Annotated in this window: 22 protein-coding genes; 10 read left to right on the top strand and 12 right to left on the bottom strand. The window is 71.8% G+C overall.

From position 1 onward, the window contains the following. Nucleotides 1-32 precede the first annotated feature (32 nt). The gene (locus ACVGV0_RS16590; RefSeq protein WP_459156600.1) at nt 33-1,166 is read left to right on the top strand and encodes a methyltransferase; all 1,134 of its coding nucleotides are present in this window, start codon (nt 33-35) and stop codon (nt 1,164-1,166) included. A 154-nt stretch (nt 1,167-1,320) separates the two neighbouring features. Here the strand turns inward: ACVGV0_RS16590 and ACVGV0_RS16585 are convergent, their stop codons facing one another. The 6 genes from ACVGV0_RS16585 to ACVGV0_RS16560 form a co-directional block, all read right to left on the bottom strand. Next, on the bottom strand, nt 1,321-2,163 hold the full coding sequence (locus tag ACVGV0_RS16585; protein WP_459156599.1) for an Rv0361 family membrane protein: 843 nt from the start codon (nt 2,161-2,163) through the stop codon (nt 1,321-1,323). A 271-nt stretch (nt 2,164-2,434) separates the two neighbouring features. Next, on the bottom strand, nt 2,435-3,220 hold the full coding sequence (locus ACVGV0_RS16580) for an SAM-dependent methyltransferase (RefSeq protein WP_459156598.1): 786 nt from the start codon (nt 3,218-3,220) through the stop codon (nt 2,435-2,437). Nucleotides 3,221-3,341: 121 nt separating this feature from the next. After that, the gene (locus ACVGV0_RS16575) at nt 3,342-3,641 is read right to left on the bottom strand and encodes a MoaD/ThiS family protein (RefSeq protein ID WP_459156597.1); all 300 of its coding nucleotides are present in this window, start codon (nt 3,639-3,641) and stop codon (nt 3,342-3,344) included. A gap of 41 nt (nt 3,642-3,682) precedes the next feature. Beyond that, nucleotides 3,683-4,798, bottom strand: a complete 1,116-nt coding sequence (locus tag ACVGV0_RS16570) for a WD40/YVTN/BNR-like repeat-containing protein (RefSeq protein ID WP_459156596.1) — start codon at nt 4,796-4,798, stop codon at nt 3,683-3,685. Further along, nucleotides 4,795-5,661, bottom strand: a complete 867-nt coding sequence (locus ACVGV0_RS16565; protein ID WP_459156595.1) for a helix-turn-helix domain-containing protein — start codon at nt 5,659-5,661, stop codon at nt 4,795-4,797. Before ACVGV0_RS16565 ends, ACVGV0_RS16570 begins: the two co-directional genes overlap by 4 nt. Before the next feature lie 132 nt (nt 5,662-5,793). After that, nucleotides 5,794-6,213, bottom strand: a complete 420-nt coding sequence (locus tag ACVGV0_RS16560) for a MarR family winged helix-turn-helix transcriptional regulator (RefSeq protein ID WP_459156594.1) — start codon at nt 6,211-6,213, stop codon at nt 5,794-5,796. 123 nt (nt 6,214-6,336) lie between these two features. Between ACVGV0_RS16560 and ACVGV0_RS16555 the strand changes: the two genes are divergently transcribed. From ACVGV0_RS16555 to ACVGV0_RS16540, 4 genes are read left to right on the top strand one after another with little or no spacing between them, the layout of a single operon-like run. Further along, a complete protein-coding gene (locus tag ACVGV0_RS16555; RefSeq protein WP_459156593.1) occupies nt 6,337-6,945 on the top strand; it encodes a non-oxidative hydroxyarylic acid decarboxylases subunit B in 609 nt (202 codons plus the stop codon). Between the two features lie 38 nt (nt 6,946-6,983). Next, the gene (locus ACVGV0_RS16550; protein ID WP_459156592.1) at nt 6,984-8,408 is read left to right on the top strand and encodes a non-oxidative hydroxyarylic acid decarboxylases subunit C; all 1,425 of its coding nucleotides are present in this window, start codon (nt 6,984-6,986) and stop codon (nt 8,406-8,408) included. A gap of 34 nt (nt 8,409-8,442) precedes the next feature. Next, the gene (locus tag ACVGV0_RS16545; protein ID WP_459156591.1) at nt 8,443-8,739 is read left to right on the top strand and encodes a non-oxidative hydroxyarylic acid decarboxylases subunit D; all 297 of its coding nucleotides are present in this window, start codon (nt 8,443-8,445) and stop codon (nt 8,737-8,739) included. Nucleotides 8,740-8,745: 6 nt separating this feature from the next. Beyond that, complete coding sequence (locus ACVGV0_RS16540; protein ID WP_459156590.1) at nt 8,746-9,012, top strand: hypothetical protein; 267 nt, start codon at nt 8,746-8,748, stop codon at nt 9,010-9,012. A gap of 242 nt (nt 9,013-9,254) precedes the next feature. Here the strand turns inward: ACVGV0_RS16540 and ACVGV0_RS16535 are convergent, their stop codons facing one another. The 3 genes from ACVGV0_RS16535 to pruA form a co-directional block, all read right to left on the bottom strand. Beyond that, nucleotides 9,255-9,899 carry a Pr6Pr family membrane protein gene (locus ACVGV0_RS16535; protein WP_459156589.1) on the bottom strand — a complete coding sequence of 215 codons (645 nt, stop codon included), beginning with the start codon at nt 9,897-9,899 and terminating at the stop codon, nt 9,255-9,257. 160 nt (nt 9,900-10,059) lie between these two features. After that, on the bottom strand, nt 10,060-10,989 hold the full coding sequence (locus tag ACVGV0_RS16530; RefSeq protein WP_459156588.1) for a proline dehydrogenase family protein: 930 nt from the start codon (nt 10,987-10,989) through the stop codon (nt 10,060-10,062). Nucleotides 10,990-11,072: 83 nt separating this feature from the next. Next, on the bottom strand, nt 11,073-12,701 hold the full coding sequence (gene pruA, locus ACVGV0_RS16525) for an L-glutamate gamma-semialdehyde dehydrogenase (protein ID WP_459156587.1): 1,629 nt from the start codon (nt 12,699-12,701) through the stop codon (nt 11,073-11,075). A gap of 256 nt (nt 12,702-12,957) precedes the next feature. Here pruA and ACVGV0_RS16520 point away from each other — a divergent pair, with 256 nt between their 5' ends. Continuing rightward, a complete protein-coding gene (locus ACVGV0_RS16520) occupies nt 12,958-14,559 on the top strand; it encodes a PucR family transcriptional regulator (RefSeq protein ID WP_459160037.1) in 1,602 nt (533 codons plus the stop codon). Between the two features lie 112 nt (nt 14,560-14,671). On the opposite strand, the gene coaA is transcribed toward ACVGV0_RS16520, so the two are convergent. Further along, nucleotides 14,672-15,604, bottom strand: coding sequence for a type I pantothenate kinase (coaA, locus tag ACVGV0_RS16515; RefSeq protein ID WP_459156586.1), 933 nt, complete (start codon nt 15,602-15,604; stop codon nt 14,672-14,674). A gap of 238 nt (nt 15,605-15,842) precedes the next feature. Further along, nucleotides 15,843-17,276 carry an amino acid permease gene (locus ACVGV0_RS16510; RefSeq protein WP_459156585.1) on the bottom strand — a complete coding sequence of 478 codons (1,434 nt, stop codon included), beginning with the start codon at nt 17,274-17,276 and terminating at the stop codon, nt 15,843-15,845. Between the two features lie 355 nt (nt 17,277-17,631). On the opposite strand from ACVGV0_RS16510, the gene ACVGV0_RS16505 reads away from it, so the two are divergent. From ACVGV0_RS16505 to ACVGV0_RS16490, 4 genes are all read left to right on the top strand, one after another. Further along, nucleotides 17,632-18,084 (top strand): universal stress protein, encoded by a 453-nt coding sequence (locus ACVGV0_RS16505; RefSeq protein ID WP_459156584.1) that lies wholly within the window; start codon nt 17,632-17,634, stop codon nt 18,082-18,084. Next, entirely contained in the window at nt 18,056-19,036 is a 981-nt protein-coding gene (locus ACVGV0_RS16500) for an adenylate/guanylate cyclase domain-containing protein (RefSeq protein ID WP_459156583.1), read from the top strand. The genes ACVGV0_RS16505 and ACVGV0_RS16500 overlap by 29 nt, the downstream gene beginning before the upstream one ends. 123 nt (nt 19,037-19,159) lie before the next feature. Next, nucleotides 19,160-20,533 carry an FAD-binding protein gene (locus ACVGV0_RS16495; protein ID WP_459156582.1) on the top strand — a complete coding sequence of 458 codons (1,374 nt, stop codon included), beginning with the start codon at nt 19,160-19,162 and terminating at the stop codon, nt 20,531-20,533. A gap of 110 nt (nt 20,534-20,643) precedes the next feature. Beyond that, the gene (locus ACVGV0_RS16490; protein ID WP_459156581.1) at nt 20,644-21,885 is read left to right on the top strand and encodes a class I SAM-dependent methyltransferase; all 1,242 of its coding nucleotides are present in this window, start codon (nt 20,644-20,646) and stop codon (nt 21,883-21,885) included. A 310-nt stretch (nt 21,886-22,195) separates the two neighbouring features. Here the strand turns inward: ACVGV0_RS16490 and ACVGV0_RS16485 are convergent, their stop codons facing one another. Then, nucleotides 22,196-23,620 (bottom strand): lipase maturation factor family protein, encoded by a 1,425-nt coding sequence (locus ACVGV0_RS16485; protein ID WP_459156580.1) that lies wholly within the window; start codon nt 23,618-23,620, stop codon nt 22,196-22,198. Nucleotides 23,621-23,867 lie beyond the last annotated feature (247 nt).

Raw genomic sequence — 23,867 nt, 5'->3', positions numbered from 1 at the left:
ACGTTGTTGGCGCCCCGCCGATGGGAGACGTGATGACGAGCGCTGCGCAGGCGGTGACCTGGACCGACGTCGAGGGGCGCGAGCACACCGCCCGGTGGAGCTCCGCGGGTGGTTTCCCCGCCCCGAAGCGCGTCGTCCCCGGCGACGACCGGTTGCCCGCTGCCGTGGCGCACCGCATGGCCAGCGAGGGCACCGGGATCCTCTGGCAGGGCGACTTCCACAACGCGCGGCAGCTCCTCGGCGCGATGCGGCGGCGGGCCGACCGGAAGCGCCGCAGCCGCGCCGCCGATCCCGCGACCGCGTTCCACCAGCACCGCCAGCGGCAGGCGCAGCGCGCCCGCGTGCTCTCCCTGCTGCTGGTGCCCCTCGAACCCGGCGGTGTGGTGCCGCTGCGGCGAGCTCCCGAGGTCTCCGCCGCCTGCGCCGAAGCCGGCCTGGACACCGGAGTGTCCTGCGCGCTGCCGCTGCGCGATCTGCTCGGGATGATCGGCGCGCACGAGTGGCGGAGGAAGGGCGTCGCGGTCCCGGCGCTGGGCGGGGAGCGCATCCACCCGCACTACGGCGTGTTCGCGCCCACGCGGAGCGAGTACGTGGATCTCGTCGCCCGGGCACCCCTGCCGCAGGGACGTGCGGCGTGGGACGTCGGAACGGGGACCGGGGTGCTCGCCGCGGTCCTCGCCCGCCGCGGCATGGCGCCGGTGACCGCCACCGACTCGAGCGGGGCGGCCCTGGACTGCGCCCGGGACAACCTGGCGCGCCTGGGGCTCGGCGACCGGGTGGACGTGGTGGGCACCGACCTCTTCCCGGAGTCGGGCACGGCTTCGCTGGTGGTGTGCAACCCGCCGTGGGTCCCCGCCAAACCGACTTCGCGGCTGGAGCGCGGTGTCTACGACCCCGGCAGCACCATGCTGCGCGGATTCCTCGGAGGACTGCGCGCGCGGCTCGCGCCCGGCGGTGAGGGGTGGTTGGTCCTGTCCGATCTGGCCGAGCGGTTGGGACTGCGCACGCGCGAACAGCTGCTCCACCTGTTCGACACGTCCGGTGTGGACGTGCTGGACAGGTGCGACGGGCAGCCGCGGCACCCGCGCGCGTCCGATGAGGACGATCCGCTGCACGAGGCCCGAGCGGGCGAGACGGTCTCGCTGTGGCGGCTCGGCCCGCGGTGATCGGCACCTGCGCACAGGTGCGGCAACGGTTTTCCGGGAACCTCCCGCGCCGACTCGCGCGGAGCGCGCTGCCGGGCGGGGGCCGCCGGTGCGTGGAGCGGTGCGCGCACCGCTCCACGCACCGGCGGGAACCTGCGGCGAACCGGCGCCGGTGTCAGCCGCAGAGCTTCCAGTCGCCGTCCTCCTTGACGAGGTTGAGCTTCGACGACTGCGGCTGCTGACCGGGAATGCTCGTCTTGATCGTGGCCGTGCCCTTGTCGCCGTTCCGCTGAACGCCTTCCAGCTCGGTCTTCACCTTCTTGACCTGGTTCAGCTGCTGCGGGTTGGCCTGCTTGAGGTACTGCTCCTTCTGCTTCTGGATCTGCTCGATCTGCGGCATCGCCTTCTCGCAGACCACGGCGCGGTAGTCCTCGGCGTTGACGCTCCGCGGGTTCTGCGTTTCCTGCGAGGTCAGATCCACGTAGCGCTGGGCCGCAGCTTCGGCCGAACTGCCGAAGAGGAAGAAGTACGCGGCCGTCGCGCCACCGCCGACGATGATCAGCGCAGCCGCGATCGAACCGACGAGGAGGCCGATCTTCTTGCGGTTGCGCCGCTTCCCCCGCCCGGGCGACGAAGACTGCTGCGGCAGCTGCTGCCACACCTGCTGCTGCGGTGTCAGCGGCTGCGCGGGCTGCTGGGCGGGTTCCTCCGGCGGCTGCGCGGGCTGCTGCATCCGCGTCGTCTCGTCCGCCTGTCCTCCGCCGGCCTGCTGCTCGTTCTCGGCGGGCTGCGCGGGATCGTCGGAGTCCGCGGCGCCGGTGTCGGAGAGGAACCGGGTGCTCTCCTCGGCCGGCGCGGACTCCGACGCCGTCTCGTCCGTGCGGGCGGACTCCTCCGCGGCCTCCGGGCCCCCGGGTTCGGAGGCCGCCTCCGAACCGGTCGCATCCGCCGCGGACGTGGTGTCTTCCTCGTTCTCGTCCGGGGTCCGATCCCCGGATTCGTGCGGTGGAGTCGTCATACGGCCTTCCGTGCGCGGAATTCCTCCGCGCGGTGTTCGAGTGCGGTTTCGATCGATCCCGAGCGGAGGGATTCGGTCTCCTGGTCCCTGCCCTGTGTCCGCCCGGTGCCCTGCGAGCTCGATCGCGGGCTCGACGACGGCGAGCGTCGAACCCGACACTAGCGGAAACGGTGGACGTCGTCGAAGACCGCTCCGGGGCCGGTCGTGATTCCGCGGCACCGCGCCGCGCGAATTCCGAAAATTCCGGAATTGCGCGGTGCCGGTTTCGCCCCTAACGCGGTTTGCGGGCCACCGCGCCCATGATCGCCGCGGGGTCCTGCTCCGCGGTGCCGCACCACTCCGCGCAGCGCACGAGCCCCGGCGGGACGTATTCCAGCCCCTCGAACAACCGCTCGATCTCCTCCGGGCTGCGCAGGTGGTAGGGCAGCGGTGCGGTCTCGTTGTAGCGGCGCTCCGCCTCGACCACGCCCTCGTCGAGGTTGCTGCCGTCGTAGAGCGCCAGGTAGCTGCCCGGGGGAAGCCGCGTGAGCAGTCCGTCGACGACCTGCTTGGCCTGCCCGGTGTCCGCGATGTGCCCGAGGACGCCCATGAGCAGCACGGCGACCGGCCGGTTCAGGTCGAGCACCTCCCCGGCGCGGTCGAGCACCTGCTCGGCGTCGTGCAGGTCCGCGTGCACGTAGCGGGTCTCCTGCCCGGGCACGGAGCGCAGCAGCGCGCGGGCGTGCGCGAGCACGAGGGGGTCGTTGTCGACGTAGACCACGCGGCATCCGGACGCGCTGCGGTGGGCCACCTCGTGGGTGTTGTCCGCGGTGGGCAGGCCGGTGCCGATGTCCAGGAACTGCCGCACGCCGAGCCCGGCCAGGTGCTCGACGGCGCGGACGAGGAAGTCCCGGCCCCCGCGCGCCATCGCGCTGATGCTCGGGTAGTCGCGGTGGATGACGTCGCCGAGTTCGCGGTCGACCTCGTAGTTGTCCTTGCCGCCCAGCCAGTAGTTCCACACGCGTGCGGAGTGCGGCACGCTCGTGTCGATCTCGTCGGACGGAACGCCGGAACCCATCGGGAGCCCCTCCCCGGAAGCTGATCAACTTTTCCGGTGAGGAGTCTCGCACGGGCGGCGGGCTCGCGTCCCGGGATCGGCGGGGAACGGCAGCGGCCGGCGCCGGCGGGCTCCCGGGGCCTCACCCGCCGGCCATCGCGCCGATGATGAGGAGCGGTTCCTCGCCGGAGGCGACCTCGGCGGGCAGCGGGTCGTCCGGTTCCTCGTGCGAGAGGTCCTGCTGGCAGGCGTAGAAGCGGACGTACGCGCGGCGCCGGAACGTGTCCTGGTCGCGGATGGTGCCCCGCAGCGCGGGGTGGCGGACTTCCAGCGCGTCCAGCACGGATCGCTGGGTCGGGGTCCCGTCGACGTCGAGCTCGACCTCGCGCTCGTCGACCTTGGCGAGCGTGCGCAGGTGCGCGGGCAGGCTGACGCGGATCATCACCTCTCCTCTCGGCGGATCCCGCCCCGGGACGGGAGGGGTCACGGCAGCGTCTGGGCCTCCACGGAGAGCACGGCGGGCAGGTCGTGGACCACCGGGGCCCAGCTGTCGCCCTCGTCGGCGGAGGCGTAGACCTGACCGCCGGTGGTGCCGAAGTACACGCCGCAGCTGTCCAGCGCGTCCACGGCCATCGCGTTGCGCAGCACGTTGACGTAGCAGTGCTGCTGGGGGAGACCTCCGGTGAGCGGTTCCCACTCGCCACCACCGGTGCGGCTGCGGTAGACCCGCAACCGGCCTTCCGGCGGGTAGTGCAGGGAGTCGCTGGTGATCGGCACGACGTAGACCGTGCTCTCCTCGTGCGGGTGCACCACGATCGGGAAGCCGAAGTCGCTGGGCAGGTTCCCGCTGACCTCGTGCCAGGAGTCCCCGCCGTCGTCGCTGCGCATCACGTCCCAGTGCTTCTGCATGTACAGCACCCGCGGCTGCCGGGGGTGCATCGCGATGCGGTGCACGCAGTGACCGACCTCGGCCTGCGGGTCGGGGATGCCGTCGGTGTGCAGGCCGCGGTTGATCGGCTGCCAGCTCGCACCGCCATCGGTGGTGCGGAAGGCCCCGGCCGCCGAGATGGCGGTGTACATGCGGTCGGGGTCGTCCGGGGCGGGGATGATGGTGTGCAGGCACATGCCGCCGGCGCCCGGGTGCCAGTCGGGGGCGGTGCCGTGCTCGCGCAGCGCGGGCAGCTCCCGCCACGTCGCGCCGCCGTCGGTGGTGCGGAACAGGGCCGCGTCCTCCACCCCGGCGTAGACCGTGTCCGGGTCGCTGCTGAGCGGTTCCAGGTGCCACACCCGCGTGAACTCCCACGGGCGCTGGGTGCCGTCGAACCACTGGTGCGTGCCCGGTTCGCCGGCGTAGGTGAAGTGGTTGCCGACCGGTTCCCACGTCGCGCCGCCGTCGTCGGAGCGCTGGATCAGCTGGCCGAACCAGCCCATCGACGGCGCCGCGTACAGCCGGTCCGGATCGGCCGGGGAGCCGGTGAGGTGGTAGACCTCCCAGCCGGCGAAGTAGGGGCCGTCGACCGACCAGGAGCTGCGGTCGCCGTCGGAGCGCAGCACGAACGCGCCCTTCCGCGTGCCGACGAGAACCCGGACCCGTGTCATGCCTGCTCCTCAGCGTCGTGGGCCGCCGTCCCGGAGGGGGCGAGTGCCGCCACCGTAGTGCCGGCCGCCGCGGTCGGTCTTCTTCGATTTTGCGGTGTTCGCGCGGCCAGCGGCGGAAGCGCGACGAGCACGGGCGGCGCCCACTCCAGGGCGATGTCCAGCGAGACCGCGTGGCCGGTGCTGACCTGCTGCGCCCGCGCGCGGACCGGGTGCGGGCACTGGCCGACGGCCTGCTGCGCGGGCGCGAGGTGCGCCCGCGGGTCGGCCGCTGCGGGCAGCGCCGTGCCGAGCAGCCAGTACTCCCCCGGGGGAACGCCGGTGAGCGTGAAGCTCCCCGGGCGGTCGAGCAGCGATCCGGCCACGGGCACGCCGCTCGGGGACCGCTGGCCGAACAGGCCGACGTAGATCACCGCCCCCGGCAGCCGGGCGGAGGCCGCCGGGGGCAGGGCCACCGCGCCGGTGACGGTGGCGCCGCGGCGGGCGCGTCCGGGTCGGTGCACCGGCTCGCGCGGGTTCTCGGTGAGCTGCTCGGGCAGGCGGCGGAACGCGGTGGGGGTCGTGCCGACGACGCGGGTGAACCGGCTGGTGAACGTCCCGGGGGAGTCGAAGCCGACGGCCAGGCACACGTCGAGCACGCGATCACCGCCGGACAGCAGCAGCTCCTTGGCGCGCTGGAAGCGGTGCGCGGCGAGGAAGCGCCCCGGCGGCTGCCCGACGGCGCGTTCGAACGTGCGGGCCAGGTGGTGCGGGCTGTAGCCGACGTGGTCGGCGACGTCACCGAGGCGGAGCGGCTCGGCCGCGTGGGCGGTGACGAAGCGCGCCGCTGCGACGACGGGGGCGGAGGAGGTCGCGGGTTCGGGCATGGCGTTGCTCCGCGGTGGAGGATGCGCGCCGATGAGCACGGGTGCGGTCGTTGTGCGCCGAGAGTAGCGCCGCGCACCGACAACCGCCCGCGGTCGCGCCCCGCGCTCCCCGGAGTTCCCGCGAGGAGCGGTTCACTGCTCGGGTTCGTCCCCGGCGGTGAGCTTGCCGAGCAACCGCAGCAGTTCGCCGCGCTCCTCGGGGGCGAGCCGGCGCAGCATCTCCGCGTCGATCGCGTCGGCGACGGGCGCGGCGGCGCGCAGTTCCCGCTCGCCCTGCTCGGTGAGTTCCAGCAGGCGGCGCCGGCGGTCCTCGTCGTCGACGGCGCGCCGGACGAGCCCGCGGCTTTCCAGGCGCACCAGCAGCGAGGCGAGGGTGGCCTTGTCGATCGCGGCGCGCTGGCCGAGGGCGGTCTGCTCGATGCCGGGGTTGGCGTGGATGGCGGTGAGCACGGCGTACTGCGGTTTGGTCAGCGACAGCCGCGCCTGCCAGTCGGCGGCGTGCTCCTGCAACGCGCGGCGGAGGAAGTGGAAGACGGCCTGATCGAGTTCCACGGGCTCGTTCCTCGTCGGGGGCGGCGGGCTGTGCGCCACATCGTAGTGCACGGCCTCCGCAGGACGAGTTAGTATGTACACGAACGTTCGTACACGAACCAATGGATGCGCGGGAGCGGTGGGATGCGACTCGTCGTCGGCATCAGCGGAGCGACCGGGGCCCCCTTCGGGGTCCGCCTGCTCGAGGCCCTGCACGAGCTGCCCGAAGTGCACACGCACCTGGTGATGAGCCGGTGGGCGCGCACGACCGTCGAACTGGAGACCTCCCGCAGCGCGCGGGAGGTCGCCGAACTCGCCGACACCGTGCACGGCAGCGGCGACCAGGCAGCGGAGATCTCCTCCGGCTCGTTCCGCACCGACGGCATGGTCATCGCCCCGTGCAGCATGAAGACCCTCGCCGGCATCCGCGCCGGATACGCCGACGGACTGCTCGGGCGGGCCGCCGACGTGGTGCTCAAGGAGCGCCGTCGGCTCGTGCTGGTGGCCCGCGAATCCCCGCTGAGCGAGATCCACCTGGACAACATGCTCGCGCTGTCCCGGATGGGCGCGACGGTCCTGCCGCCCGTCCCCGCGTTCTACAACCACCCGCAATCGGTGTCCGATGTGGTCGACCACGTCGTCACCCGCGTGCTCGACCAGTTCGACCTGCCCGCGCCGAACCCGAAGAGGTGGGGAGGTCTCGCCGCCGCGCGCGCCGAGGAGTCCGAAACCCGCCCCGAGCGGCCGCGCTGATTCGCGCAGCTGCCCGGAGATCACGAACAGGAGGAGCAGTGCCCCACGACGATTTCCGGTCCTACTTGGACGCGCTGAACCGGGAAGGCCAGCTGCTGCACGTCGCCGAGCAGGTCGACCCCGAGCCCGACCTCGGCGCAGCGGCGAACGCGGCACCCCGCCTGGGGGAGACGGCCCCCGCGCTGTACTTCGACAACGTCACCGGGTTCACCGACGCGCGCATCGCGCTCAACGCGCACGGCTCGTGGCCCAACCACGCCGTCGCCATGGACCTGCCGACGAACACCTCCACCCGCGAGCAGGTCGAGGAGTTCATCCGCCGCTGGGAGGACTTCCCCGTGCCGCCGGAGCGGCGCGCGGATCCGCCGTTCGCCGCGAACACCCGCGAGGGCGAGGACGTCGACCTGTTCGACGTGCTGCCGCTGTTCCGGCTCAACGACGGTGACGGCGGGTTCTACCTGGACAAGGCGGCGGTCGTCTCCCGCGCCCCGGAGGACCCGGAGAACTTCGACAAGCAGAACGTCGGCACCTACCGGCTCGAGGTCAAGGGTCGGAACAAGCTCGGCATGCAACCGGTGCCGATGCACGACATCGCGCTGCACCTGGGCAAGGCCGAGGAGGGGGACGAGGACCTGCCGGTCGCGATCGCGCTGGGCAACGACCCGGTCATGACGATGGTCGCCGGCACGCCGCTCGGCTACGAGCAGTCCGAGTACGAGATGGCGGGGGCGCTGCGCGGGGCTCCCGCGCCGATCGCCACCGCACCGCTGACCGGGTTGGACGTCCCCTGGGGGTGCGAGGTCCTGCTGGAAGGCGTCGTCGAGGGCCGCAAGAGGGAGATCGAGGGCCCGTTCGGCGAGTTCACCGGGCACTACTCCGGCGGCCGGAACATGACCGTGGTGCGCATCGACCGCATCTCCTTCCGCACCAGTCCGGTCTTCGAGTCGCTGTACCTCGGCAAGCCGTGGACCGAGATCGACTACCTGATCGGGCCGGCCACCTGCGTGCCGCTGCAGCAGCAGCTGCGCGCGGACTTCCCGGAGGTGCAGGCGGTCAACGCGATGTACACGCACGGGCTGCTGGCGATCGTGTCCACCAGGAAGCGCTACGGCGGTTTCGCCCGCGCCGTCGGGCTGCGCACCATGACCACCCCGCACGGGCTCGGCTACACCAAGGTCGTGATCGTCGTCGACGAGGACGTCGACCCGTTCGACCTGCCGCAGGTGATGTGGGCGCTGTCCACGAAGGTCAACCCGGCCAGCGATCTGGTGAACCTGCCCGGCATGTCCGTGCTGGAGCTGGATCCGGGATCGCAGCCGCCCGGGATCAGCAACAAGCTCGTCATCGACGCGACCACCCCGGTCAAGCCGGACGACCGCGGGCACTACGGCCAACCGGTGAGCGACCTGCCGGAAACCCCCGCGTGGGTGGAGAAACTGCGCGGCATGCTCGCCGAGCGCTGATACCGACCCGCCGACACCGAAGCAGAGGAGGACCATGATGTGCCCGCGTTGCGCGTGGGAGGAGCTCCACCGCCTCGCCACCTCGCCCGTGCCCGACGTGTGGGAGGTCTGGCAGTGCGCCCGGTGCCTGTACACCTGGCGCACCACCGAGCCGGCCCGCCGCAGCACGCGCGCGGCCTACCCGGAACGGTTCCGCATGACCCAGGCCGACATCGACGCGGCCCCGGAGGTGCCCGCCGTGCCACCGCTGTCCGGCAGCGCCCGCTCCGGTGGGGCCCGGTCCGGTGGGGCCCGCTCCGGTGGGGCCCGGTCCGGTGGGGCGCAGGGGTGATCGGGCATGGCCGATGACGACACGCTCATGTGGGAAGCGCGCGCGGCGCCGGGCTCGTGCGGGGCGCTGCTCCGCTGGGTCGAGGAGACCGCCCTGCCAGCCGCGCGCGGTGCGACCCGGCTCGCCGAGGCCCGGCTGTACGAAGCCGGTGAGGACCGCGTCGTGGCGATCCTGCACTTCGACGGTGCTCCCGCGTCGCTGCCGGAGCCACCCCGGGAACTGCTCCACCGGGAGCCCCACCAGTGGACGTTCCGCTGCGTCCGGGCCCGCTAGGAGGAGCTCCTCCGGTGGGGCGTGCTCTCCCGGGTCCCGTGAGTTGCACCGAGCTCACCCAGATTGGATCCGTTCCAGTGTGCGCAATTTTCATGAAAATTGCGCACACTGGAATCGGTCAAAAGAGGGAGCTGCAGGGCAACCGGCGTTTCTCAGTCTTTCGGGTTGATGCAGCCCAGGACCTGGGTGGTGCAGCAGTGGTGCAGCGCCGGGGTGGGCGGCGGTGACGGGACGGTCCCGCTTCAGGAACCGGTGCGGGCGGGGACGGAGGGCTCCTCCGCCCTGGGTGGAGCCGCGTTGCGCGGCAGGAACCGGTCGAGCGCCACGAGCAGCACCCCCAGCAGCCAGAACGCCGCGCCGTAGAGGACCACGTTCTGCGCCACCCCGGCCGCGCCGAGCATGTCGACGTTGATGAACGGGTAGGGGTAGCGCACCTCCGCATCGATGAGCGCGCCGCGCACGAGGGCGAACACGAAGTAGCAGACCGGGTAGGCCAGCCAGAGCAGCCCGCAGCGCCAGCGCAAGCGGCGGTGCTCGTCGAAGAGCAGCCAGTCGAGCACCGCCAGCACGGGCACGGCGGTGTGCAGCAGCCAGGTCGACAGCTCCATCGCCGCGGTCGGGGCGACGTCGCCTCCCTCCATCGTGTCCGACGGCGCGTCGGCGAGCACGAAGTTGAACACCAGCCCGGTGATGACGATGTACAGCGTGGCAGCACCCTTGAGCCAGCCCGGCAGCGGCGCGCGCCGTGCGAACGACGCCCAGGCCGACCAGGCGAACGCCGCGGCCAGCAGGATGTTGCTCTGCACGGTGAAGAACACGAGGGAATCGCCGGCGCCGTGCTGGTGGACGTTGAGCACCACGCCGAGGGCGGCGACCAGAGCGACCACGACGCGATAGAACCCGGCGACCGAACTGCCGCGCACACCCCACCCCCGCGAGATCACCGACGCGCAAACAGTCCAACCGTAACTGAGGTGAACGGTTCCGGATCCTCGCCTGGTGTGTGATGTGCGCGGCAGTGCTCGTCAGTCGCGGGCCCAGCTCCCCTCAGCCGCGGGTGATCAGCGAACGCGCGAAGAACCCGAGGTTGGCGGGACGTTCGGCCAGCCGGCGCATGAAGTAGCCGTACCAGTCATCGCCGTAGGCCACGTACACGCGCAGCCGGTTGCCCTCGGCGACGATGCGCCGCTGCTCCTCGGGTCGGATGCCGTAGAGCATCTGGTACTCGAAGTCCGCGGGACCGCGTCCGCACCGCTCGGCCAGATCGGAGGCGATCGGCACCAGCCGCGGATCGTGCGTGGCCACCATCGGGTAGCCGTTGCCCGCCATGAGCACCCGCAGGCACCGCACGTACGAGCGGTCCACCTCGTGCCGCTGCTGGAACGCAACCGAGGCGGGCTCGGAATAGGCGCCCTTGCACAGCCGCACCCGCGCCCCGCTGGTGGCCAGGTCGCGGCAATCTCCCTCGGTGCGGCTCAGGTACGCCTGCAGCACGGCGCCGACCCAGGGGAAGTCCACCCGCAGGTCCCGCAGGATCCCCAGGGTGGAGTCGATGGTGGTGTGGTCCTCCATGTCCAGGGTCACCGTGGTGCCCGCCGCGGCGGCCGCCTCGCAGATCGCGCGCGCGTTGTCCAGCGCGAGCTTTTCGCCGTCGCGCACCAGGAACTGGCCCACGGCCGAGAGCTTCACCGAGACCTCGGCGTGCTCGGCCAGTCCGCCGGCGCGCAGGGCTCCGAGCACCTGCTCGTAGGCCCGGACCGTCTCGGCGGCCCGTTCCCGGTCCACCGTGCCCTCACCGAGGTGGTCGAGGCTGACGGTCATGCCCTGGTCGACGAGCCGGTGCACGGCGGCCACGGCCTGCTCCGTCGTAGTGCCCGCGACGAAGCGGTCGACCACGGCGCTGGTCAGCGGGTTGGCTTCGACGAGGTGGCGCATCCGCGGCGAGCGCGCGGCGGCGAGCAGGGTGCTCCGGAACATGGTCGGTCTCCTGGAGTTTCGGGGTCCGGGACGGCGGGGCGCGGCCGGTTCCGCGCCCCGGCGCGGAACCGGCGTGGGTGACGTCAGCCCATGTGGGGGTAGGTGTGGTCGGTGGGGGTGACGAAGGTTTCCTTGATCGCTCGGGGGCTGGTCCAGCGTTGCAGGTTGAAGGGTGAGCCGGCTTTGTCGTTGGTGCCGGAGGCGCGGCTGCCGCCGAACGGTTGGCGCGACACGATGGAGCCGGTGGGTTTGTCGTTGACGTAGAAGTTGCCGGCGGCGAACCGCAGCCGGTGGTGCGCTTCGTCGATGGCGGTCCGGTCGGTGGCGAAGACGGCGCCGGTCAGCCCGTAGGGGCTGGTCGCGTCGACCTGGTCGAGCATCTGGGGGTAGGTGGTGTCGTCGTAGACGTGCACCGCGATGATCGGGCCGAAGTATTCGGTGGTGAAGGCTTCGTCGGTGGGGTCGGTGCCGACGAGCACGGTCGGTTCGACGAAGTAGCCGGTGGTGTCGTCGCAGCCGCCGCCGGCGAGGACCTCCAGGGAGGGTTCGCGTGTTGCGCGCTGCAGCGCCGCGGCGTGTTTGGCGAATGCGCGGTTGTCGATGACAGCTCCGCCGAAGTGGGCGAAGTCGGTGACGTCGCCGTAGGAGAGCGCCCGGGTGGTGTCGGCGACGCGTTCGCGCAGGCCGGATTCCCACAGCGAGCGGGGCACGTAGGCCCGCGAGGCGGCCGAGCACTTCTGGCCCTGGTACTCGAACGCGCCGCGCACCATGGCCGTGGCCACGGCTTCCGGATCGGCCGAGGGGTGGGCGACGATGAAGTCCTTGCCGCCGGCCTCGCCGACGATGCGGGGGTAGCTGCGGTAGGTCTCCAGGTTCTCGCCGATGGTGCGCCACAGCCTGCGGAACGTGGCCGCCGAGCCGGTGAAGTGCAGCCCGGCGAAGTGCGGGTCGGTCAGGGCGACCTCGCTGACCGCCTGGCCGTCGCCGGTGACCATGTTGATCACGCCGGGTGGCAGGCCGGCGGCCTCCAGCATCCGCAGCGAGTAGTGGGCCGCGAACTGCTGCGTCGGTGTCGGTTTCCACACCACGGTGTTGCCCATCAGCGCCGGGGCGGTGGGCAGGTTCGCCGCGATCGCGGTGAAGTTGAACGGGGTGATCGCGGTGACGAAGCCGTCCAGCGGGCGGTAGTCCATGCGGTTCCACTCGCCGGGCACCGACCGGGGCTGCTCGGCGAGGATCTGCCGGGCGAAGTGCACGTTGAACCGCAGGAAGTCGGCGAACTCGCAGACCGCCTCGATCTCGGACTGGTGCACCGACTTGGACTGGCCGAGCATCGTCGCGCCGTTGATCGTGTCCCGCCACGGCCCGGAGAGCATGTCGGCCGCGCGCAGCAGCACCGCCGCCCGCTCGTCGAAGGGGGTGGCGGCCCAGCCCGCGGCGGCGTCTCTCGCGGCGCGGACCGCGTCGGCGACGTCGGCGCGCGTGGCCTGCGCGGAGGTGCCGAGCACGTGGGCGTGCTCGTGCGGCTGGACCACGTCGAAGCGCGTGCCGCCGGCCATGCGCTGCTCGCCACCGATGGTGCAGGTCAGCTCGACGTGGTCGGCCTCGAGCTCGGCGATGCGCTTCTGCAGCGACTCCCGCTGCGCAGAACCGGGGCGGTACTCGTGCACCGGCTCGTTGGCCGGAGCCGGAACGGATGTGACCGCGTCCATGGCCATCCTCCTCGTTGCGGTTCGGGGTGGTTGTGTCCCGCTCTCACGGGAAGATTAGGTGTTTTCCACGTCACGCGTGTTGTGCGAGCGGCTATCGTTGGCCCGATCCGGTTGTTCTGCTGCACGAATGAACCAAGGTGTGGGAGTGGACGAGGTGAACGAGGCCCGCGACCCCTCGCGGGGAGGTCCTGCGCAGGGTGGTCCCGCGCCGGCTGGTCCTGCGCAGGGCGAGGCGCGCGCGGGCGAGGAACGCGAGGTGCCGCTGCGGCAGCTGCTCATCGCCGTGGGCGATCCGCTGGTGGAGGTGCTCGCCGCGCCCCGCGGCTTCGACGTCCCCGTCGCGGACGTCGCCATCCTCGACCCGGAGGAGGACATCAGCGGCCACCGCGGCGACTTCGTCCTCGTCATTGGGGCGCGCGGGCGGGCGGCGCTGCGCGTGGTGCGCGCCGCCGCGCGGGCCGGTGCGGTGGCCGTGGCCGTCAAGGTGACCAGCGACCAGGACGCGCGGGTGCTGCGCGACTCGGCCATCGACGAGGGCATCGCCCTGCTCGGCGTGCGCGGCGAGGTGCGCTGGGAGCAGCTCGAGTCGTTCGCCCGGTCGGCGCTGCACCACGCCCGGCTGGCCGGGGACGCCGAGGCCGCCGAGTCCATCGGCGACCTGTTCTCCCTGGCGCAGACGGTCGCGGCGATCACCGGCGGCAGCGTCAGCATCGAGGACACCGCCAACCGGGTGCTGGCCTACTCGCGCTCCGACGAGGACGTCGACGAGCTGCGGCGCCTGTCCATCCTGGGCAGGCAAGGACCCGAGTCGTACCTGGTGATGCTGCGCGAGTGGGGCGTGTACGAGCGGCTGCGCTCCGGGGAGGAAGTCGTGCGCATCGACGAGCACCCGGACCTGGGCATCCGCGGGCGGATGGCCGTCGGCATCCACGCCGGCGCGCAACCGCTGGGCACGATCTGGGTGCAGGAGGGGCGCCGCGGGCTGGCCCCCGACTCGGAACGCGCCCTGCTCGGCGCCGCCCGGGTCGCCGCGCTGCACCTGATCCGCCAGCGCACCGAGGCCAGCGCCGGTCCGCGGTTCCGGGAGAACCTGCTGACCGGGCTGCTCGACGGGCGGGTCGACGCCCGCTCGGTGGCCGACAACATCGGCGCCGACGTGGAGCGGCCGGCCGCGGTCGCGGTGTTCACGCTGCGCCCGGCCGAGACCCTCGCGTCCGACCACGCGGAGCGCGAGCTGCAACGGGCCGAACTGACCAGCCTCATCTCGGTGCACGCGGCCGCCTACCGGCGCAGCGCGCTGGTGACCATGCTCGGCTCGCGGGTGTACGTGCTGCTGCCCGACCTGCCCGGACGCGGTGCCGGGACCTCCGCGCTGGGACTCGTGCAGGAGATCGCGCAGGCCGCGCGCCAGCACCTGCGCGTGCGGATCCGCGCCGGGGTCGGCTCAGCGGTGGGCACGCTCGAGGACGCCGCCGAGTCGCGCGCGGAGGCCGACCGCGTGCTCGGCGCGCTGTCGACCGAGGGCGGACCGGAGATCGCCACGCTGGACGACGTGCGCGCGCACGTGCTGCTCGGCGAGGCGCTGTCGGTGCTGCGGGGGCAGGAGCGGTTCCGCGACGGGCGGCTGGACGCGCTGCGGGCCCACGACGCCGAGCACGGCGCCGAGCTGGCCCGCTCGCTGCTGGCCTACCTCGACGCGTTCGGCGACGTGCGCAGCGCCAGCGCGCAGTTGCACGTGCACCCGAACACGCTGCGCTACCGGATCCGGCGGGCGGCCGAGATCGCCGGCGTCGACCTCGGCGACGCCACCGAACGCCTCAGCGCCCAGCTGCAGCTGCGCGCCTTCGGCACCGGGTGATGCCGGGGCTTCCGGTGCTGCGCTCCAGCCGGACTTCGTCGCGTCGTTTCGCGCGCGGGGGAGCTCGCAGCTCCTCCGCAGCGGCAGGCGTCAGCGGCGTGGCGAAGCGCTGCTAGAGCTTGCGCAGGCGGATCCGGTTGATCGAGTGGTCGGCGTCCTTGCGCAGCACCAGGGACGCCCGCGGGCGCGTGGGCAGGATGTTGTCCACGAGGTTCGGCTCGTTGATGGTCTTCCACAGGTGCCGCGCCTCGTCGCGCGCCTCCTGATCGGACAGTCCGGCGAAGTGGTGGAAGTGCGCCCGCGGGTCGGAGAAGGACAGCCCGCGCAGCGCGAGGAACCGGTCGACGTACCACTGCTGGATGTTGTCGAGGTGCGCGTCGACGTAGATGGAGAAGTCGAACAGGTCCGAGACGGTCAGGCTCGGCCCCGGTTGGAGCACGTTGAGCCCCTCCAGGACGAGGATGTCGGGCTGGCGGACGACCTGGCGCTCGTCGGGCAGGATGTCGTAGGCCCGGTGCGAGTACACGGGAGCGGAGACCTCGGGCTCCCCGGATTTCACCTCGCTGACGAACCGCAGCAGCTTCCGGCGGTCGTAGCTCTCCGGGAATCCCTTGCGGTGCATGATCCCGCGGCGCACGAGCTCCGCCTTGGGGTGCAGGAACCCGTCGGTGGTGACCAGGTCCACGCGGGGGTGGTCGGGCCAGCGGGCCAGCAGGGTGCGCAGGATGCGCGCGGTCGTCGACTTGCCGACGGCGACGCTGCCGGCGATGCCGATGACGAACGGCACCTTCGCCGTGTTCCCGCCGCCCCCGAGGAAGGTGGTCGACGCCGCGTGCAGCTGCTGCCGGGCGGCCACCTGGAGGTTGATCAGCCGCGACAGGGGGAGGTAGACCTCGGCGACCTCGGTGAGGTCCACCGGCTCCCCCAGGCCGCGCAGCCGGTCGAGCTCCTCCTCGGTCAGCGGGAGCGGCAGGCTGTCGCGCAGCTCTCGCCACTGCTCGCGGTGCAGTTCGACGTACGGGCTCTGTTCGCGAACGCGCGTCACGCTATACCCCTCGACGATGAGGCGGGGACAACAACGACCCGTGCTGCCGCAGCGGCAACTCGGGCAGGCTAGACCCGCGCGTTCGCCGCGTGCAGTGATCCACTGCACTGTGAGAGCAACGGAACAGCGCCCCGTCGGGCGCCGGCGGGATGCGGACTGCGGGTTCGTCGGGCGCTCCCGCCGGACGGGGTGCTCCCGGACGTGGCGGCCCGCCGCGGGGGCGGGCCGCCGAGCCGGATCACCGCTCGCGGTGCAGCGCCGAGTTCCGGTAGCTGTAGGCGAAGTAGACCACGAGCCCGATGAGGAACCAGGCGCCGAAGCGCAGCCACGTCTCGGTGGTCAGGAACGTCACCAGCCACAGCGAGAACGCGATGCCGATCACCGGGACCACGGGCATGCCGGGGCAGCGGAAGGAGCGCGGCAGCTCGGGCCGGCGGTAGCGCAGCACGATCACCGCGGCGCAGACGACGACGAACGCGAGCAGGATGCCGATGTTGGTCAGCTCCGCGGCCTCGCCGATCGGCAGCAGGCCGGCCAGCACCGCCGCGACCGCGCCGACGACCCAGGTGAACCGGGTGGGCACCTGGCGCACCGGGTGGGTCTTCGCGAACCAGCGGGGCAGCAGGCCGTCGCGGCTCATGGCGAAGCCGACGCGGGTGACGCCGAGCATGAAGGTGAACATCACCGTGAGCACGCCGAGGACGGCGCCGACGGCGATGACCGCGCCGATGATCGGCAGGCCCACGTCCGCGAAGGCGGTGGCCAGCGCGCTGTCCGGGTTGATCTGGTCGAACGGGACCATGCCCGTGAGCACGAGGCAGACGAGCACGTAGATGACCATGGCGATCGCCAGCGACAGCAGGATCGCCTTCGGCAGGTGCTTCTGCGAGTCGATCGACTCCTCCGCGGCGGTGCTCATCGCGTCGTAGCCGAACACGGCGAAGAACACGGTCGCGGCACCGGTGAACGTGCCCGCGAGCCCGAAGGGGAAGAACGGTTCGTAGTTGCCGGTCTTGACGTAGAACGCGCCGACGGCGACGACCAGCAACGCCACCCCGATCTTGAGGTACACCAGGACGCTCTCGAAGCGGGCCGCGCTCTTCATGCCCATGTTCAGCACGAACGCGATGAGCAGGCACAGCAGCACCGCGATGAGGTTGATCTTGTAACTGCCGTCGGGCACCCCCGCCGGCTCCGTGCCCGGGGCGCCGCTCATCCACAGCGGCAGGTCCAGGTTCGCGAAGCTCAACAGCTCGTTGAAGTAGCCCGAGATGCTGATGGCGACGACGGCGGCGATCGCGGTGTACTCCAGCAGCAGGTCCCAACCGATGAACCAGCCGACGATCTCGCCGAGCACGGCGTAGCCGTAGGTGTAGGCCGAGCCCGCCTTGGGGATCATGCCGGCGAACTCGGCGTAGGAGAACGCGGCGGCCGCGCTGGCGATCCCGGCGATGAGGAACGAGAACAGCACGGCGGGGCCGGCCTTCTCGTTGGCGACGGCCCCGGCGAGCGAGAAGATCCCCGCACCGATGATGCCGCCGAGGCCGATCGCGGTGAGCTGCCACAGCCCCAGCGAGCGGCGGAGTCCGCCTCCGCCGGTGTCCTCGGAGATCTCCTCGATCGGTTTCCGGCGGAGCACTCCGAGCCCGGAGGTGCTGCGAGATGCCGTCAACGGCTGCTCCTCTCCAGTGAGGTGGTGGTGCCCGCGGCAGCGCCCGGGCGACGTCTCGGAACGGCCGTCGCAGACCAGCCGCGGAGCGCGTTGGTGCCGCGCTGCGGCGGCGGGGCCGCTGCGAACGGCCAGCGGTGAAACGTACGCCGCCATCCGTGTCGTGATGTTGTGCTGGAGCACAAGGATGTTCCCGAGTGGTTGGTCTTTCGGATGAACGGCGTCGGTATTGGGCGTGCCGCGCCTCGCGCAGCGGCCGGCTCGTGCGCCCTGCGTGACCGCTGCTGGCCGCGGTCGTTAGTGTTCACGCCGGTTCTCACGGCGCCAGGGAGTCGCGGTCAGCGGAAGCGAGGAGTCGATGTCCAGTTACGCCACGGTCATCGTCGGCACGGACGGGTCACCGCCGTCGCTGCAGGCGGTCGGCAGAGCGGCCGAGGTGGTGCGCGATGCCGCGTCCGAGCTCGTGGTGGTGTGCGCCTACACCCCGAACGACGACCGGCAGATCCAGGAAGCCCGCGACGAGCTCGGGGACGAGGCGTTCCAGGTCGTCGGTTCCGCGCCCGCCGAGGACACGTTGCGCGAGGCCGCCGACATCGCCCGCTCCACCGGTGCGCAGCAGGTGCGCACCGTCGCCGAGGTGGGTGCCCCCATCGGGGTGCTGCTCGAGCAGGCCGAGCGCCACGCGGCGGAGCTGCTCGTGATCGGCAGCCGCGGCCTCAACACCCTCAAGGGGCGCATCCTGGGCTCCGTGCCGTCCGAAGTGTCCCGCCGAGCGGAGTGCGATGTCCTCGTCGTCCGAACAGCCCGCTGAGTTCCGCGGAGAACCCCACGAGGTCACCGAGGTCCTGCTCGGGGGTGAGCCGCGGTACCGCAAGTCGGAGGTCGCCGAGGCGGTCGGTGTGGAGCTCGAACGCGCCGAACGCCTCTGGCAGGCCATGGGCTTCTCCCACGTGGGTGAGGACGACGTCGTGTTCACCGACTCCGACGTGGGCGCGCTGCGCGCGCTGGTGCAGCTGGTCTCCGCCGACGTGATCAACCCCGAGCTGGAGACCGCGGTCGCGCGCAGCCTCGCGCAGACCATGTCGCGCCTGGCCGAGTGGGAGGTCGGCATCTTCCGCTCCGTCCTCGGGGAGACGTTCACCCGGGACCCGGCGACCACGGCGGAGGTCGCGCGGGCGATCCTGCCGGTCATGGAGCAGATGCAGAGCTACGTGTGGCGGCGGCACCTGGCCGCCACCGCCACGCGGGAGCTCGCCGACCCCGGCTCCTCGGAGGAACGCGTCCAGGTGATCGGGTTCGCCGACATCGTCGGCTACACGCGGCTGATCAGGGACTTCACCGAGCTCGAGCTGGCGCGGCTCATCGACGCGTTCGAGGAGCTGGCGACCAGCGTCGTCGCGGAGAACCGCGGTCGCATCGTCAAGACCGTCGGCGACGAGGTGCTGTTCGTCAACGAGCGCCCCGGCGACGCGGCCGAGGTCGCGTTGACGCTCAACGAGCGCATCGCCGACAGCGATCTGCCGCCGCTGCGCATCGGCCTGGCCCGCGGTACGGTGCTCAGCCGCTTCGGTGACGTGTACGGCTCGACGGTGAACATCGCCAGCAGGCTGACCTCGGTGGCGCGCCCCGCATCGGTGCTCATCGACCAGGAGGTGGCCGAGGCGCTGCGGCCCGTGGGCGCCTACCGCCTCACCCCGCTGGGGCCGCGCAAGGTGCCCAGTTTCCGCGGTGTGCGGGCCTGGGCGCTGCGCCGCGCGGACTGACGCCCGCCGCGCGGTTCGCACGTCCGGCGGTCAGTCGAACGGGTGCTGGTCGTGAACGTGGGACACGGCATAGCCACGTCCCGGGGGGCTGCTCACCGGCGGTCGGCGCCCTAGAGTCGGGGTATGCCGGAAACCTCCGCGATCCGCGCGCACACCGACCGGGTCGAGAACCTGCGCCGCCAGTACTCCGCCATCCCGGCCGGACGACCAGTGCGCCTGGCCAAGCCGACGTCGAACCTGTTCCGCTTCCGCTCCGCCGAGGACCGGCCCGGACTCGACGTCGCGGCGTTCGACCACGTCCTCGACATCGACAGCGACGAGGACCGCGCCCAGGTCGAGGGCATGGCCACCTACGAGTCCATCGTGGACGCGCTGCTCCCCTCCGGGTACGTCCCGAAGGTCGTGCCGCAGCTGCGGACCATCACGCTCGGCGGAGCGATCGCGGGGCTGGGCATCGAATCCACTTCGTTCCGCAACGGACTGCCGCACGAATCCGTGCAGGAGATGGATGTCCTCACCGGTGACGGCAACGTGGTCACGGCACGCCCGGACAACGAGCACGCCGCGCTGTTCCGCGGTTTCCCCAACTCCTACGGCACGCTCGGCTACTCGCTGCGGCTGGATATCGAGCTGGAACGCGTCGCTACCCACGTGCGGTTGCGCCACCTGCGGTTCACCTCCGCGGCTGAGTGCGCCGCCGAACTCGCGCGGCTGTGCACCGAGCGCGACTGCGAGGGCCACCGGGTCGACTTCCTCGACGGCACCGTGTTCGGCCCGAACGAGCTGTACCTGACCGTCGGCACGTGGACCGAGGACGCGCCGTACACCAGCGACTACACCGGTCGGGACATCTACTACCTGTCGCTGCGGCAGCGCCACGTCGACTACCTGCGCACGTACGACTACGTCTGGCGCTGGGACACCGACTGGTTCTGGTGCTCCCGGGCCTTCGGCGCGCAGAACCGGTGGATCCGTCCTCTGTGGCCGAAGAAGTACCGGCGTTCCGACGTCTACCGCAAGCTGGTCTCGCTCGACCGGCGCTACGCGCTGAGCGACCGGCTGTCCGTGCTGCGCGGGGGCGGCGGCAACGAGCCGGTGATCCAGGACGTGGAGATCCCCGCCGACCGCCTGACCGAGTTCCTCGAGTTCTTCCACCGCGAGATCGGCATCACCCCCGTGTGGCTGTGCCCGGTGAACCTGCGCGACCCGCAGGGCTGGCCGCTGTACCCGATGGACCCGGAGACGCTCTACATCAACGTCGGGTTCTGGTCCGTGGTGCCGCTGCGGCCCGGCGAGGCGCCGGGCACGTACAACCGGCGCATCGAGACCGCGGTGCGGGAGCTCGGCGGGCACAAGTCGCTGTACTCCAACGCGTACTACACCGAGGACGAGTTCTGGCAGCTGTACAACGCCGAGGCCTACCGCGCGCTCAAGCAGGAGTACGACCCGCAGGGACGATTGCCCGACCTGTACGACAAGTGCGTCCGCGAACGTTGACCGGAGCGGCCGCACCGGACGCTCCGGAGGCGCGCCGCTGCACCGCCTGATCCGGCAGCGGCGGCGTGCGAACAGGGAAAAATCGAACGATCAGGGGAGGAGTCGCGATCATGGGCTGGGCAGACATGGTGCGACGGGTATTCGGCGAAGATCTCCCGGTCGAGATCACGGCCTACGACGGCAGCCGCACCGGGAGGTCCGGGGCGGACGCGCGCGTGGAGATCACGTCCCCGCTGGCGCTGGCGCACCTCGCGGCTGCCCCCGGTGAGCTCGGGCTGGCGCGGGCCTACGTCAGCGGCGCCATCGACGTGCACGGCGACATGTACACCGCGCTGTCCGGTTTCCCGACCCCGCAGCTGCGGGATCTGCCGCCCGGTCTGCGGAGCGAGCTGCTGGCGAAGCTGGCCGCCCACCGCGCGTGGTGGCCCGTGTCCGTGCCGGAGGTGGAGCACCGGCCGCGCGGAGCGCTGCGCGGCCTGCGCCACTCGAAGCGGCGGGACAGCGCGTCCGTGTCGTACCACTACGACGTGTCCAACCGGTTCTACGAGTGGGTGCTGGGACCGTCGATGACCTACACCTGCGCGGTGTTCCCCTCCGCTGATTCCACACTGGACGAAGCCCAGCACGCCAAGCACGACCTGGTCGCGCGGAAGCTGGCGCTGCGCGCGGGGATGCGGTTGTTGGACGTCGGCTGCGGCTGGGGCGGCATGGTCATGCACGCCGCCGAGCACTACGGCGTCCGCGCCCTCGGTGTGACGCTGTCGCAGCAGCAGGCCGAATGGGCGCAGAAGGTGATCGCCGAGCGCGGGTTGTCGCAGCTGGCCGAGGTGCGCCACCTGGACTACCGGGACGTGCCGGAGTCCGACTTCGACGCGGTCAGCTCGATCGGCCTGACCGAGCACATCGGACGCGACCAGCTGCCGGAGTACTTCCGCTCGCTCGCGGGGAAGCTGCGTCCCGGCGGCCGGTTGCTCAACCACTGCATCACCCGTCCGCACGGCGGGCACGGCATCCGCGCGGGGAAGTTCATCGGGCGCTACGTGTTCCCGGACGGCGAGCTGGAACCTGTGGGCACGCTCACCTCCGAGATGAACGACGCGGGGTTCGAGATCCGGCACGAGGAGAACCTGCGGGAGCACTACGCCAGGACGTTGGCGGGGTGGTGCGCCAACCTGGACCGGAACTACGGCGCCGCGCTCGCGGAGGTCGGACCGCAGCGGGCGCGGGTGTGGCGGCTGTACATGGCGGCTTGCCGCCTCGGCTTCGAGCGCAACGTGGTGCAGCTGCACCAGACCCTCGGCGTCAAGCTCGACGGGAACGACTCGCACATGCCGCTGCGCCCGGACTGGTGAGACCACCCCGCCCGCTGCACCCCGGCTGGTGGGACCACCCACCCCGTGGGTGCGGCTTGCTGCGGTTCTCACCCGGTGGGTGGTCCGGCGCGTCCGACATCCCACCGTGGTAGTCCGGTCGAGCGCAGGTTCCTCCTGCCCAGGGGATTCTCGCCAGGGGTGTGTACATTTTTCGAGAAATGCACACACCCGGTCCGGGCGTGTCGGAGCCGGAGCGCGGGCAGCGGACCGGGCCGGACGGGGGTGTCAGCGCGGGCGGAGGTGCCAGGAGTCGCCAGGGCGCGGGGAGAGCGCCAGGGCGCTGGAGCCCTCAGTACGCGAGGTCCTCGCGCGTCTGCGGCGGGACGAGCTCGCCGACCGGTTCGCGCACCCACCACGCCCCGCTGGAGCGGCGCTGCTCGCGCGTGGTGAAGCGGTAGTGGAACAGGCGGGCCCGCACCAGCACCGGCGGCTCCTCCGGGAAGGGGTTGTGCCGCAGCAGCCCGAGCACGTCCCGGTCGTTGCGCAGCAGCGCACCCAGCAGCCGCGGCAGCCATCCGCGCCCGTACCCCGGGGCGATCGCGCAGAACCACATCAGCCAGTCCAAGCGCAGGTGGTACGGCGCGATCTGCGGCGGACGCCGCTGCGGATCCCCCGGTTTGCCGCGGAACTCGTACTCCGACCACCCCTGCTCGGGATCGCTGGTGCCCTCCAGCACCACCTCGTAGCGGCCGCGGGTGATCGAGCCGAAGGCGCCGTAGGTGTTGCCCAGGTGGAACGCGTTGAACGAACGGTTCATCACCTGCCGCCGGCCGAGCATGTTGCGGACCGGCCAGTAGCTGAGCACCACGATGAGCGCGGTCGCGGCAACGACGAGCGCGGCGAACCACACCGGTGGCGCGGACGCGGCCTGCGGCACCGGCACGAGCGCACCCAGCCACCAGTCGTCGAGCGCCGCCACGGCGAGCGTGAGCGTCAGCGCGTTCAGCCAGGCGAAGTTGCCCGACAGCATCAGCCACGCCTGCGTGACGATGATGCACAGCGCGGCGGCACCGGCCACCGGCTGCGGCAGGAACAGGGCGAACGGCACGACGAGCTGGGTGACGTGGTTGGCCAGCACCTCGACGCGGTGCAGAGGTTTCGGCATCTGGTGGAACCAGCGGCTCAGCGGCCCCGGCATCGGCTGCGTCTCGTGGTGGTAGTGCAGAGCCGTCAAGTCCCGCCACGCGGGGTCGCCGCGGATCTTGATGAGCCCGGCGCCGAACTCCACGCGGAACAGCAGCCAGCACAGCAGCCACATCACCGGTGCCGGTGCGGCGACGTGCGCGGGTCCCAACAGCGCCACGAGGAAGCCCGTTTCCAGCAGCAGGGACTCCCAGCCGAACGAGTACCAGATCTGCCCGACGTTGACGATGGAGAGGTACAGCACCCACAGCAGCACCCACCACAGCAGACTCGCCCACACGGGCAGGATTTCGGTGAGCCCGAGCAGGGCGAGCGAGCTGAGCGCGATACCGGCCCACGCCACGGCGGCGAACCCGCGGTCCGAGTAGCGCCAGTGGAAAAGACTGGGGCTGCTGCGGAAATCCGTGGTGGCGAGGTAGCGGGGGATCGGCGTGAGCCCGTGCTGCCCGAGCAGGCCGCGGAACTGCCGCAGCGCGCAGGTGAACGCGAGCAGGTACAGCAGCGCCACCAGCCGCTGCACCGCGAAGCGCGCCGCCGAGTAGTGCTCGGCGGTGAACCACTCCCACGTCATGTCCGCACCTCGGCATGCGCGACGGCGGGATCGTCCGGGCAGCCGCGACGGCCGGTCCGGCTGACCGGTCGGAGCACCGCCGGCATGTGCCCTCCTGCCACGTGCGCGGGGGGTGCCGCCGTGGTGCGGGGTGAGCGGCTTCGCGCCCAGTCTAGGACGAGCGGGCCGGGCGGGCGCACCAGCTGCGTCCGCAGCGCTCGCCCCCGGTGGGTCGCGCCGCTCTGAGGGGCGGTTGGCCGCCGCGGAA

The sequence above is a fragment of the Salinifilum ghardaiensis genome (assembly GCF_054491345.1).
Note: the sequence above shows the minus strand (reverse complement) of the source record. Positions and strands in the feature narration are given on the sequence as shown.